This window comes from Nitrospinota bacterium (assembly GCA_009873635.1).
Classification (GTDB): domain Bacteria; phylum Nitrospinota; class Nitrospinia; order Nitrospinales; family VA-1; genus LS-NOB.
Genome location: WAHY01000003.1, coordinates 76,201 through 89,264, shown reverse-complemented (window position 1 = coordinate 89,264; position 13,064 = coordinate 76,201). Strand labels below are relative to the sequence as shown.

13 protein-coding genes are annotated in these 13,064 nt (G+C 44.0%); 5 read left to right on the top strand and 8 right to left on the bottom strand.

Annotated elements, in window-relative coordinates; all coding sequences use genetic code 11:
* Positions 1 to 24: 24 nt before the first annotated feature.
* Positions 25 to 807: a ComF family protein gene (locus tag F3741_03095; GenBank protein ID MZG29785.1), complete on the bottom strand. Its 783-nt coding sequence runs from the start codon at positions 805 to 807 to the stop codon at positions 25 to 27.
* Positions 808 to 946: 139 nt separating this feature from the next.
* Between F3741_03095 and F3741_03090 the strand changes: the two genes are divergently transcribed.
* From F3741_03090 to tgt, 4 genes are all read left to right on the top strand, one after another.
* A complete protein-coding gene (locus F3741_03090; protein ID MZG29784.1) occupies positions 947 to 2,137 on the top strand; it encodes an aspartate aminotransferase family protein in 1,191 nt (396 codons plus the stop codon).
* Positions 2,138 to 2,158: 21 nt separating this feature from the next.
* A complete protein-coding gene (gene argF / locus F3741_03085) occupies positions 2,159 to 3,061 on the top strand; it encodes an ornithine carbamoyltransferase (GenBank protein ID MZG29783.1) in 903 nt (300 codons plus the stop codon).
* Positions 3,062 to 3,124: 63 nt separating this feature from the next.
* Entirely contained in the window at positions 3,125 to 4,840 is a 1,716-nt protein-coding gene (locus F3741_03080; GenBank protein MZG29782.1) for a hypothetical protein, read from the top strand.
* A gap of 22 nt (positions 4,841 to 4,862) precedes the next feature.
* A complete protein-coding gene (gene tgt / locus F3741_03075; protein MZG29781.1) occupies positions 4,863 to 5,942 on the top strand; it encodes a tRNA guanosine(34) transglycosylase Tgt in 1,080 nt (359 codons plus the stop codon).
* Positions 5,943 to 5,957: 15 nt separating this feature from the next.
* Here tgt and F3741_03070 read toward each other — a convergent pair whose 3' ends face one another.
* A complete protein-coding gene (locus F3741_03070; protein MZG29780.1) occupies positions 5,958 to 6,314 on the bottom strand; it encodes a hypothetical protein in 357 nt (118 codons plus the stop codon).
* 16 nt (positions 6,315 to 6,330) lie between these two features.
* Positions 6,331 to 7,161 carry a class I SAM-dependent methyltransferase gene (locus tag F3741_03065; protein ID MZG29779.1) on the bottom strand — a complete coding sequence of 277 codons (831 nt, stop codon included), beginning with the start codon at positions 7,159 to 7,161 and terminating at the stop codon, positions 6,331 to 6,333.
* A gap of 125 nt (positions 7,162 to 7,286) precedes the next feature.
* On the opposite strand from F3741_03065, the gene F3741_03060 reads away from it, so the two are divergent.
* Positions 7,287 to 7,748, top strand: a complete 462-nt coding sequence (locus F3741_03060; GenBank protein MZG29778.1) for a hypothetical protein — start codon at positions 7,287 to 7,289, stop codon at positions 7,746 to 7,748.
* 53 nt (positions 7,749 to 7,801) lie between these two features.
* Here F3741_03060 and sfsA read toward each other — a convergent pair whose 3' ends face one another.
* The 5 genes from sfsA to F3741_03035 form a co-directional block, all read right to left on the bottom strand.
* Positions 7,802 to 8,491 (bottom strand): DNA/RNA nuclease SfsA, encoded by a 690-nt coding sequence (gene sfsA, locus F3741_03055; GenBank protein ID MZG29777.1) that lies wholly within the window; start codon positions 8,489 to 8,491, stop codon positions 7,802 to 7,804.
* A 184-nt stretch (positions 8,492 to 8,675) separates the two neighbouring features.
* On the bottom strand, positions 8,676 to 10,190 hold the full coding sequence (locus F3741_03050; GenBank protein MZG29776.1) for an NADH-quinone oxidoreductase subunit M: 1,515 nt from the start codon (positions 10,188 to 10,190) through the stop codon (positions 8,676 to 8,678).
* A gap of 12 nt (positions 10,191 to 10,202) precedes the next feature.
* On the bottom strand, positions 10,203 to 12,071 hold the full coding sequence (nuoL, locus tag F3741_03045; protein MZG29775.1) for an NADH-quinone oxidoreductase subunit L: 1,869 nt from the start codon (positions 12,069 to 12,071) through the stop codon (positions 10,203 to 10,205).
* A 4-nt stretch (positions 12,072 to 12,075) separates the two neighbouring features.
* Positions 12,076 to 12,375 carry an NADH-quinone oxidoreductase subunit NuoK gene (gene nuoK, locus F3741_03040; GenBank protein MZG29774.1) on the bottom strand — a complete coding sequence of 100 codons (300 nt, stop codon included), beginning with the start codon at positions 12,373 to 12,375 and terminating at the stop codon, positions 12,076 to 12,078.
* 2 nt (positions 12,376 to 12,377) lie between these two features.
* On the bottom strand, positions 12,378 to 12,914 hold the full coding sequence (locus F3741_03035; GenBank protein ID MZG29773.1) for an NADH-quinone oxidoreductase subunit J: 537 nt from the start codon (positions 12,912 to 12,914) through the stop codon (positions 12,378 to 12,380).
* Between the last annotated feature and the right edge of the window lie 150 nt (positions 12,915 to 13,064).

Genomic DNA, 13,064 nt, shown 5'->3' with positions numbered 1-13,064 from the left:
TATAAGGTTACAAACCTTCTTCTCTCATAAGCCGGAACTTTTTCCCACAACCACTCTACCAAGCGTGAAAACATGAACTGTTCCAGCGCCATTTTTCTTTAATGTTCCAGCGGCTTCATTCACTGTTGCTCCTGTTGTAAACACATCATCCACCAACAAGATATTTTTGCCTTCAACCAACTCAGGACGGTTAACCTCAAAAGCCCCCTTAATGTTTTTGGCCCTTTCCATACGTGTCATGTTTGCCTGAGCACTCGTTTCCCTCACACGACGCAACAACCCACCTTCAAGAGGAAGTTTTAAAATCATAGCCACTTGCCGGGCAATTAAAAATGCCTGGTCAAATCCTCTCTCCTTCATTTTGTTGAAATGCAACGGCACAGGTGACACAGTAAAGCCCCGGCAAAAATCAGGGTTCTCGTCAAAATATTTTTTTAGAAGTCGATCCACCTCTGGAAGCACACCCATCTGCCTGCGGTATTTGAAGTGATGAATAGCTTTGCGCAAAACCGTATCATAAAACCCCAGGCTTCTGGCTTGATCAAATTGACAAGTGTTTTGTCGACATTCCCCGCACACAAACTCTTCATGAGGGTTTTCATATGATATGTCAGCCGGAATTCCACACCGAAAACAATATGGCTGCCGGATAAACCCTATATCCCCCCTGCAACCCGAACAAAGAAAATAATCTGACTCATTGATGTTGCCTTCGCACGAAATGCAGTTTTGAGGAAATATAAAATCCAGAATTTTTCTAAAACCACGTAATATCCCGCCAAATATATTTACTCGTTTAAACGGCATAACCCCTCACTGTCTATCCAGGTTATTTTACAGCCCTATTAATATTAAAAACAATATGTTGAACACCAAGGTTTTTATATTCTTCCATAAACTTTTATGCTAAAGTTTCTTCCTTAATTATTCTCACATTAAAAAGCTAATGAACAAAAGCATTATCCAGCTTACGGAAAAACACGTTGCCGGAACTTACGGACGTTACCCGATAGCCCTGGTAAAGGGAAAAGGCGCCAAAGTCTGGGACAAATCGGGAAAACAATACATTGATTTTGTCAGCGGCCTTGCTGTTGACAACCTCGGGCATTGTCACCCTGCTGTGGTATCGGCCATAAAAAAACAGGCCGAAACGCTGATCCACGTTTCCAATTTATACCATATCGAACCACAATCCCGGCTGGCAGAGAAACTAACATCTCTGAGCTTTGCCGATAAAGTTTTTTTCTGCAATAGTGGAACAGAAGCAAATGAAGGGGCAATAAAACTTGCTCGCAGGTATTTTTTCGATAAAGGGCAAAAAGAGCGGACAGAAATCATCACCATGAACAACTCATTTCATGGGCGTACCCTTGGGTCACTCTCTGCTACGGCTCAGAAAAAATTCCATGCTGGATTTAAACCGCTCTTACCTGGGTTCAAATACATTCCTTTTAACGATTTACCATCAGCCCGCAAAGCAATTACTAAAAAAACCTGTGCCATCCTGGTTGAACCCATGCAAGGTGAAGGAGGAGTGAATATTCCCGATCCCTCTTATTTGAAGGGACTGAAAAAACTCTGCAAAGAACATGACATGCTCCTGATTTTTGATGAAGTGCAAACGGGCTTTGGCCGAACGGGAAAGCTGTTTGCATATGAGCTTTACAGGGTCAAGCCAGATATCATGACCCTCGCAAAAGCTTTAGGAGGAGGCGTTGCCATAGGAGCGCTGGCAGGCACTAATCAGGTTATGAAATCTTTTGTCCCCGGCACTCATGCGGCAACCTTTGGCGGTAACCCAATAGCCTGTTCCGCAGCTCTTGCCTCTTTAAAAGTTCTGACTGGAAAAAACTTTCTGGACAAAACCAACGCCACTGGAAATTATTTTTTACAACGCTTAAAAGAAATCTCTAAAAACAATCCCGTGGTCAGGGAAGTTCGTGGCAAGGGAATGTTTCTCGCCCTGGAACTAAAAAAGCCTGGCGGCAACATAGTTAACGAATGCATGGAACGTGGTTATTTGATTAACTGCATTCAGCAAAATGTATTGCGGTTTCTTCCACCGCTCAATATTTCCAGGAAAGATATTGATGGAATGATTGCAGTGCTATCTGACAGCCTGTCCAAGCTAAAATAAACACTTTATCTTTGATATAAAATGAAAAAAGATCTATTAGCCATCAATGACTTCACACAAAAAGAAATTCTCGAATTGTTTGAAGAATCTGACGACCTGAAAAAGAAACGCCAGAAAGGCATCGAACATCTGCCTTTAAAAGGACAAACTCTCGGAATGATTTTTAACAAGCATTCCACACGCACTCGCATATCTTTTGAAGTCGGAATGTTTGAGCTTGGTGGACACGCATTGTTCTTAACCGGAGACCAGCTGCAATTGAAACGTGGCGAAACCCTCAGGGATTCAGCCCAGGTGCTTTCCCGCTACTTGAACGGAATCTTGATCAGGACCTTCGATCATAATGAAGTGATCGCGCTCGCCGAGCATTCATCGATACCCGTTATCAATGGACTGACAGACTTGAACCACCCTGTTCAGGTTCTTTCGGATATTTTCACCATCAAAGAAAAACTTGGAGGCATAGAAGGCGTGAAGGTTGCTTACGTGGGTGACGGCAATAATGTCACTTATTCCTGGATGATGGGAGCTACAATAATGGGAATGGATCTATCGGTGGCCTGCCCATCAAATTTTCAGCCCGAACCAATTCCCGCACTTGATGGAAGTGGTCAGGTAAAAATTATTGAAGACCCTTTTGAAGCGGTAGAAAATGCAGATGTCATTTATACTGACGTTTGGGTGAGCATGGGACAGGAAGAAGACACTGAAAATAAAAAGAAACAGCTTCTTCCCTACCAGATAAACCAGAAACTGGTCGATGCGGCAAAAGAAAACGTTCTCGTAATGCACTGTCTTCCAGCTCACCGGGAAATGGAGATTACATCCGAAGTGTTGGATGGAAAAAACTCAATTGTTTTTGACCAGGCTGAGAACCGACTTCATGTGCAGAAAGCCATTCTTAAAGCCTTGTTGTTACAGTAAAACTAGAAGCTTTGTCAGTTTAAAGCAGGGGTTACCAAAACTATAACCAACACTAAGAATGCAATGAACATTGGGAAACCAACCGCATCATTCTCTAGTTTTCACTTTGCCCCCTTGAGATTATTTTTTTCTTTAATACTGACGATTTTCTTTCTGTATCCCACCTTTATTTTTGCGGAATCGGTTCCTGAAGATACGGAAATTCAGCGACACCTGATTTTAATTATCAAAAAAATTATCGTTCTCGAGAGCGAAGTCGAAGCACTTAGAAAGAAATCCGAAACAAAAGAAAACCTTGAAAAAATAATCAACCTTCAGGGACAAATTGACAGGCTACAACTGAACTTCGATTCTTTGGCCACCAGCCTTCCATTACATGATGGCTCTACAAAGAAAAAGGAAAAGTCTCCATGGACAAAACAGCTGGAAGAAATAACATCTCCCCTCCTCCAGGCAATTCGCGACCTGACCGAAAAACCACGCAAAGTAGATTCTTTGAAAAAACGTATCACCGAACTGGAGACCACCCTGGCCCTCCATAAGCAAGCATCCCGATACCTGAAAAAATTTGAAAATTCCCAGACTAGGATTAAAGACCCCAAAAAACCTGAGGAAGCACGATACCTTTCAAGGCTGGAACTATTGAGAAATAAATATGACCCTGAGTTACCAGAGTTGAGCATGAGCGAGACCAGAAAGAGCCTTGACCAGATTCTTGCTTCAGATGAGTCACTCATAGATTCTGCAAAAAATCAGATCAAAGATTTTTTCAAGAATCGCGGCAGAAACTTACTGATAACCATTGCCACATTCTGCGGACTGTGGTGGTTGCTCAATAGATTTAGAAAATGGATATTAAAATTCAATGTGTTTTCCCAACTGAGCCCGGCATTCGGCAAATTGTTCAGCGCAGCCTACAATATTTTCATCCTTATTATATGTTTATTGGTAGGTATGGCCTGCCTCTACTTTTTTAATGACTGGCTATTAATCAGCCTGATAGTTATGGCGCTCATTCTTGTTGCCTGGACATCAAGACAATACCTGCCAACCTTCCTTCAGGAAATAAAACTGATCGTTAATCTCGGCACAGTTCGTGAGGGAGAGAGGTTTATCTGGAATGGTGTCCCATGGCTTGTTAAAGATATAGGTTTAAGTGCCAACCTGGTCAACACCAGCCTTGAGGGAGGGGAAATCAGGTTGCCCTTAAGAGATTTAATTGACAAACATTCCCGCCCGGTAGTAGATAAAGAACCCTGGTTTCCCACAAATGTAAAAGACTGGGTCATTCTGACCGATGGAACATACGGACAAATCAAACATCAGACACTGGAACAAGTTGTGCTTGACTTAAAAGGTGGATCCTTAAAATATTATTCGACGAGTGATTTTTTAAACCAATCCCCTTTGAATATTTCCACAGGTTTTCGTTACTGCATTGAATTTGGCCTGGAATATGGTGTGCAAAACAGAATATGCGAAGAGATCCCCAGGCTCATCGAAAATGGATTAAAAAACCACCTTTCTCAGTTTTTTGAAGGTCATTCTCCGGATTTTAATTTCCTGGAAGTCCGTTTCGACAACCCAGGTGCAAGCTCTCTGAACCTTATGGTCATAATTCACGTTGATGGAAAATGTGCAGAACACCACGAGGAAAACCGCAGAAAGATCCAGACAGCCCTGGTCCAAATATGTAACGACAACAATTTAACAATTCCTTTCAATCAACTCACCATCAATATGGCGGATGGCGCGAAACGCTCAAACCCGCCCCGATAATAAAACGGCTCAGTGAGGAAAAGTGATCGAGTTTAAAATACTAAAGAAGCATAGCCATTCTTCCGCAAGACTTGGAGTTTTAACAACACCCCGTGGGGAAATAAATACCCCCTGCTTTATGCCTGTCGGAACCCAGGCTACTGTTAAAGCTTTAACCAGGGAGGACCTTGAGTCTTGCGGGTCACAAATCATACTTGGGAACACTTACCATCTATACCTCAGGCCTGGACACGAGCTGATCCGCTCACTTGGCGGACTACATAAATTCATGAACTGGCCTCACCCTGTCCTTACCGATAGCGGGGGATTCCAAGTTTTCAGTCTCAACGAACTCGCCAAAATCACCGAGGATGGTGTAACTTTTCAATCACACCTTGACGGTTCTTCTCACTTCATTTCTCCAGAACGTTCCATTGAGATTCAGCAGGCGCTGGGTGCAGATATTATCATGGCTTTCGATGAACCAACTCCGCATACTGCAGACATTAACCAGACAATGAAGTCATTAGAACTAACAACACGCTGGGCCCAGAGGTGCAAAAATGCAATCCATTCGGACAAACAAGCTTTGTTTGGAATTGTTCAAGGCGGAATGTTTACAGACCTGAGAACAACAAGCGCAGAACAAATAATCGAAATAGATTTCCCAGGTTATGCAATTGGTGGGCTGAGCGTTGGAGAAGAAAAGAGCATGATGTATGACATTACAGCCCATACTGCTCCTCTTCTTCCCGATGACAAACCACGCTACCTGATGGGCGTTGGTACGCCTGAAGATCTCATGCAATGCAGTTCCATGGGCGTGGATATGTTCGACTGTGTCATGCCCACTCGTAACGCAAGAAACGGCTCCCTGTTTGTAAAAGGAGGGAAAATCAACATTAAAAATGCACAGTACAGCATGGACTCAGACCCCATAGATCCAGACTGCACCTGCTACACCTGTAAAAATTATTCTAGAGCCTATCTCAGACACCTGATGATGGCAGGAGAAATTCTGGCAATGCGACTGCTCAGTCTCCATAACTCAGCATTCTATCAACAGTGGATGCTTAGCATTCGAAAAGCCATTGAAGACGACACACCATTCAGTATGGGTTGAACGGAAAGAACCCTTTTAAATGTCCTTAATAATTCCAAGAATTTTAAATTCATTAATATCATACCCGGAACGTCTGGGTAAGGAAGATTGCACCACCGCCTTGAGCAGTTCCAGCTTTTCAGAATCCAGTTCATTTAGAAAGTGTTCAAAAATACGTTCAGGAAAATAAAGCGTCAGATTGAGTTTTGCGCGCTGATAAACAAACTGACTGCCTGACCGCATTGGATTAGCCCTTAGCGGTTTATATTCAACATGGCCTTCAAGCATGAAGTCTGCCATCTCGCTCCACTCTTTCCCTACTTTATTCAGGTTCTCGCGGATAAGCGATAAAAGACGGCCTTGCTCAGGGAGTTCATAACTATAACTGGGCATAACAATTAGGATCGTTTCAATTTATTAATCGGGCTCTTACAGCCAAAAATAAAGGGATTTCTTTTCGTGCTCTGTTTTCAGCTTTCGCTCTTTTTCCCGGCTGACTTTTTTTGTTCGAAATCCACTCCTCCATTCCATCGACACAAAGGCCGGCCTGTGCCAATGCTGAAATATAACTCTGCATTGGGCGATGATAGGTGAGGGTGAATGATTTGGAATCGGCAAAGGGAGGGGTAAGTATTGGCACATTGGTTTCCGTCATATAATGATCAACCCGTCTGTATTCCATTTTTTTATCCTCATCCCACCCCCAGTGAGATTGTCTGGGCATACGAAAACAAGGGTGCGTCATCACCATCACAAAGCACTTACCCGGCTTTAACCACTGGCACACACAACTGAATACCTGATCCATCTTTTCGATATTTTGTATAGCCATCAGGCAAGCAATGCCATCGAAGCTGTTTGCTTTAAAGTTTTTCGGATCGCTCGCATCCCCAACGCGGTAGCGGACAGATGCAGTCGAACGAGACCTGGCAAACTTCAACAATTCAGCTGAGGAATCCAACCCCTCAACCTGAATACCTTTACCGGATAAATAACGGGAAAAAACTCCCTGCCCGCAAGCCAGGTCCAGCACACGATCCTTCTTGCTCACTTCCAGCAAGCGCAGTACACCAGGCATGATGATATCTTTTTGAAAATCCGTGCCCTGGCTGCCAACTAAAGAGTCATACCAGCGGGATGCCTGATCCCAAAGCGTCAAATCTTTCTTCTTAGTCTTCTTCCCCGGTGCCGACCCACTCTTTATTCTTCTATTTCTGCCAGCCACTTTTTGTTTCACCATTTTTCACCCATCTTATAATTCCATGCAACATTTTCATACGCCGGTGGAAGAAATCAGGATTTTCATTTATAATCAATAAGCTTGAGATGTAACCTCTCAACCAGTCATATAAAATTTCCGACCTTATGTTAAATCCCAAGTTTTCCCTTACCCTTAAAACCTGTCTTTTCCTTGCGATCTTTACTTCCAATTCCTGTGGAACACTGGGCTCTCTAAGTCAATCTCAGAAAGAATTGGACTTAAGCATCAAGACATACAACCTCGAGTTTGAAAGCAAGGCCATTGATGCCAGCGCTCAGTTTGTACACCCGCTCTACAGACCTGAGTATCTGTCCAATTCGCTGGAGGTCAGAAAGCGCATCACCTTTTTTGATTCAACCATTATAGACATTAGGTTTTTCAATAACGGTGTTCCAACCACCAGAAATTCCAACGAAAGATTTGATCGAGCGATTGTCATCATACGTTACCAGGTTACCGTATTACCCCGCACCAAGTTAGAAACCATAACCGTTGAACAGGAATGGGTGCGCTATCAAGATCAATGGGTTACTATTCCCGACCTGGCCTTACTTCTCGAACGATAATACTCGAACTACCTGACAACCTCAGAAACCACAGGCCAACCAGCCATTCAGCCTTACAGAACAACTTCTACAGCCTTGTTTAAGGAGATCGTTGTTGGTGTTACCCTACAATTCATCCCATAAAGCTCCACCCCTTTATCACTCGCTTTCCGAAGCCATTCTCCAAATACAGGGTCAATTTCATCATTACAAGTGATAGACTTTGTGTCTGACCTTTGTGAAACAAACACCACAGCTCCACGATAGCCATTCTCACAAAATTCCATCAGCTCTTTAACATGTTTTAATCCCCTCTCCGTTGGTGCATCAGGAAACTTGCCAAGCCCATTCTCTACAAAACTTACCGATTTTACTTCTACAAAGGCATGGTTTTTCGGAAACATCAATTTAAAATCGAATCGACTGCTATTTACTTTCACCTCGCTGAAAAATTCAGAATAACCTCTCAGGAAAGGGAGCAACCTATCCGCCAGAGCACCCTGAATTAATTTATTGGCAAAAACCGGAAACGCTGACACCCATATGGACCCATGCCTGACCAGAACCAGTGTGTACTCAGTTTTACGTTTTGGTCCGGGTTGATGGATCAGTCGAACTTTTCTACCAGCCAGCATTAAACCCGGCAAACGCCCCGGATCTGGAACATGAGCAAGAACTTCTTTACCTTCTACTTCTACCCGAGCCAGATAGCGATTTGGCCGTTCGAGAAAAATACCGTCAACAATTTTCTTGCCAAATCTCAAAAACCATCCCCCTCAAAATCACAGAAAGTCCATTGACAGAAACAGCAAAGACCTCATGAACCCAGATTAACAATTTGATCGAAATTAATGAATACAGACCCAGAGTTATACCTGGTATGGAAATATTTTTATCATGCGGTCAAAGGGACTTTAGGTCCAATAAGGCATTGTTCCGTGACCACCCTTAATGGTGGCTTTCTTCCCCTGCATGGAGATTAACGGTTTTTTCAAGATGCAGCAACGACTCTACCGATGGAGAGATCCGGTCAATAAAAGGTTTGGGATAAAGACCGATCAATAAAATGAGGAAACAGGCGGGTAAAATAAGTTTGAACTCACATTTATCAATATCAACCAATTCATCAGGGAGGTTGTCAGATTTTTCCTGCATCGACCCCTGGAACATATACAACATGTAAATGGAGGCAAAGACAATCGATAGCCCTCCCATCAATACCAGAACACCCGATAAACCTGAAAACATGGTAGAAGTCCAGACACCCACCAGTATCATGAATTCTCCAACAAAACCGTTCAATCCCGGAAGCCCAAGGGCAGCCAGCATGATCAGCATAAAACTCCCATACAAAACCGGCATGGCATTACTCAAGCCACGAAGCTCATTCAAATTGCGGGTTCCCATTCTCATTTCTATAAATGCAACAATCAGAAAAAGAGCTGATGCAATGATGCCATGATTGACCATTTGCAGAACACTGCCCTCAATTCCTGTTCCATTACTTGCGAAGATACCGATCACAATAAACCCAAGATGGCTGATACTGGAATAAGCCACTAGAGCTTTCAGGTCTTTTTGTGCAATGGCAATCCAGGCGCCATAAACCATTCCAGAAGCTGCCAGGAACCCAATAAACGCGGCAAAACTTTCTACTCCTTCAGGAAATAATGGCAAACAAAAACGCAGAAACCCATAAGCCCCTGTTTTGGACATTGCTCCCGTCAATAAAATCAAAGCAGGCATGGGACAAGCCACGTAAGTGTGGGGCAACCAGCTGTGCAGAGGGAATACCGGGACTTTGACAGCAAATGCCATAAAAAAGAAAAAGAACATCCACATTTGAGTGGCGGGATCAATGTGCGTATGAGTCAATACACGCAAATCAAAAGTCACTTCATGCGTGGCTCCATAATGAATCATTGTCAGGGAAATGATCGCAACCAGCATCAGCAGGCTTCCCACCAGGGTATAGATCACGAACTTCATCGTGGCATAGACCCTTCGACCTTCGCCCCATATGCCAATGAGAAAATAAGTTGGCACCAGCATAAGTTCCCAGAACACATAAAACAGAATGGTGTCAAGTGCCAGAAAGACACCAAGTGTTCCTGCCTCAAGAGCCAGCATTAGAGCCACAAAGTTTCTGAGGCCTTCTTTTTGAGAGAAAGAAAATAGAGTTGCTATGAACCCTAAAAAAGCGGTGAGCACAACCATCCACAGGCTGATACCATCCACACCGACCAGGTAATTGATATGTAGAGCAGGTACCCAGTGAAATGTCTGGACAAACTGCATTTCAGCATTAGCAGCATCAAACGAAAGGAGCAACCAAAGGGAAAGAACCAGGACCGCCCCTGCCGCTCCCATTCCAACCATCTTGATCGCGGCAATATTTTCTCTGGAAACCATGAGAAGTCCAAAGGCCGCGATGAGAGGTATGAATATAATAAGAGACAGCATATGTTTACCCGGTTACAAAAATACAACAAACAATAATATAGTCACCATGCCAACAACCATATTCAACGCATAGGTACGAACTTTCCCCGACTGCCAGAGACTGATTCCATGGCTTGCTTCTTTAACCTGCAAACCAACCTCATCAACAACAAAGTCAATCCCTTCACGTTCCGCTTTTTGTTCCATAAACGAACCGATCGCTTTTGTCGGACGCACGATCAGAAAATCATAAATCTCGTCCACATAATATTTATGGAATAAAAGGTCATAAAGCGGGGCCAGGGCTTCTTTGATAAGTGACATCCGATCCTGACTCACCATATACAACAAACCAGCCGTCGCGATGCCCCCGATACCTGCTATCAGTGCTATGGTTTCCAATGCGCCATCATGATGATGCTCAACAGCGTGGCCAAACACAGGGGAAAGAAAGTTGTCCACCCAGGGTCCCAATATACCGCTGAATAAAGCCAATGCTCCCAGAATTATTAACGGAGCAGCCATTATCAATGGCGACTCATGCGGGTGCGCATCCGGACTGCGGAGACCGCCTATAAAGGTATAAAAATAAACCCGGAAAATATAAAATGCTGTCATCCCTGCAGCCAGTACCGCAATAGCCCAGAAAACAAAGTTCCCCATCTCAGCATGGTAAGAACTTAGAATGATCGCTTCTTTACTATAATAGCCACTGGTCAATGGAAACCCTGATAAGGCCAGGGCACCTATTAAAAAAGTCACATGGGTCAATGGCATTACATCTTTCAATCCACCCATCTTGCGAATATCCTGTTCCCCGCCCAGCGAATGAATCACACTTCCTGCTGCGAGAAAGAGAAGAGCTTTGAAAAAAGCGTGGGTCATCAAATGAAACATACCGAGGCTGTAAACGCCGATACCCATAGCGAGGAACATATATCCTAACTGACTCATGGTTGAATAGGCTATAACACGCTTGATGTCATATTGAACCAATGCCATCGACCCGGCAAAAATTGCTGTTATGACTCCCACTCCGGCAATGAAATACATGGTATAGGGAGCCAGTTCATACAGAACGTGGCAACGTGCCACCAGATAAACTCCCGCCGTTACCATCGTTGCAGCATGGATCAGCGCACTGACAGGGGTCGGACCTTCCATCGCATCTGGCAACCATGTATGCAACGGCAATTGCGCAGATTTCGCAAACGCCCCCACCAGCAACAACATGGTGATCAACAGAATGGTATCGTCATTCGGACGGAACATGCCGGGTGCAGCAGCAAACACATCTACAAAATTCAAAGTTCCAAACGACTCGAAAATCGCAAAGGCGGCAATAACCATTCCCACATCACCAATCACATTCATGACAAATGCCTTACGGGCGGCATAAACCGCACTGGTTTTTTCCCGCCAGAAACCAATCAGTAAATACGACGCAAGACCCACCAAAGCCCAGCCGACAATCAGGAAAAAGAAGTCCGCCGATGCAACCAGCACCAACATGGAAAAAATAAACAGGTTTAAATAAGAGAAGAAACGGGAATATTCAGGGTCATCATGCATATAGCCCATGGAATAAACATGGATCACCAGACCAACACCCGTAACAACCAGAAACATGAATACCGATAACGGGTCGACCAGAATAGCCATGTTCAACTTGAATGAACCCGCAGATACCCATTGATACAGAACCTGAACCTGACCAACTCTTTCTTCAGGTGATAAAAACAAAAGGTTGCTCAAAGTCACCAGTGTCATGAAGAAGGAGGCGGCCACAGTTCCACAACCCACAATACCAGCGAGTTTCCTCGGAATGCGGTTTCCGTACCAACTCAGGCCTATAAAGCCCAGGAGTGGAAACAGAAGTATAAGCCAACTACTTGCGAACAAAAGATTATCCTTTCAACACATCGATATGGTCAACATCCATCTCGTGACGAGTGCGAAAAATAGTTAGAATGATAGCGAGTCCCACCACCACTTCCGCTGCGGCAACTGTCATGATCATCAGGGCAAAAACCTGGCCATCCAGCGAGTTCAAAAAACTGGAATATGTGACCAGAAGAAAATTCACCGAATTGAGCATCAGCTCAACAGACATGAACATAATCAGGGGATTCTTGCGAATGACAAACCCAGCTGTCCCGACACAGAAAATAGAAGCACTGATCAATAAAACAAATTCCTCACCCATAATTACCTCGCTCGCCTCCTCAAGGGGGCAAAAGAAAACTTTGCCAGACAAATAACACCTACCGCCGCGACTAATAGCAGACCAGAGGCCAACTCAAACGCTACGAGATGTTTTGAAAACAATTCAAGGCCGACAGCTTTGGCTGTGCCAAACATTTCGACAGGAACTTCACCTTCAACCTGTTTGGTCGGACCGACTGTAGCAGACAAATATAATTCCCCCAGCAGGGTGAAAACAAAAGCGATAGCCATTGAACGGTGAAAAGAGTTTTCCTGAACTTCTTTTTTTCCACCAAGAAGCGCAATAATAAACAAAAACAGGATCATCACCGCCCCGGCATAAACAATAATCTGGACTACAGCCAGAAACTCTGCGTTATAAAGGAGGAACAAGAGGGCAAGGCAAATCATATGACCGATCAGGTATAATGCGCTATAGATCGGCGAAGAGCATATAATGACACCGAGGCTGGCAAGAACTGCCGTCACTCCAACCACAAATATCACCGCATCACGCGTGAAGTCAAATACCGTAGCGATTTCTAACACTAACCCACTCCTCAACCAGGCGCCAATAAACAACAGCCCCAATATTAAACACCAACATTTCAAGCGTAGAAAAAAAACTCATCACAAGCGGACTTTTAAATCAACACAGCAAACTTATAGCATTTATATGCTGTTGACCAC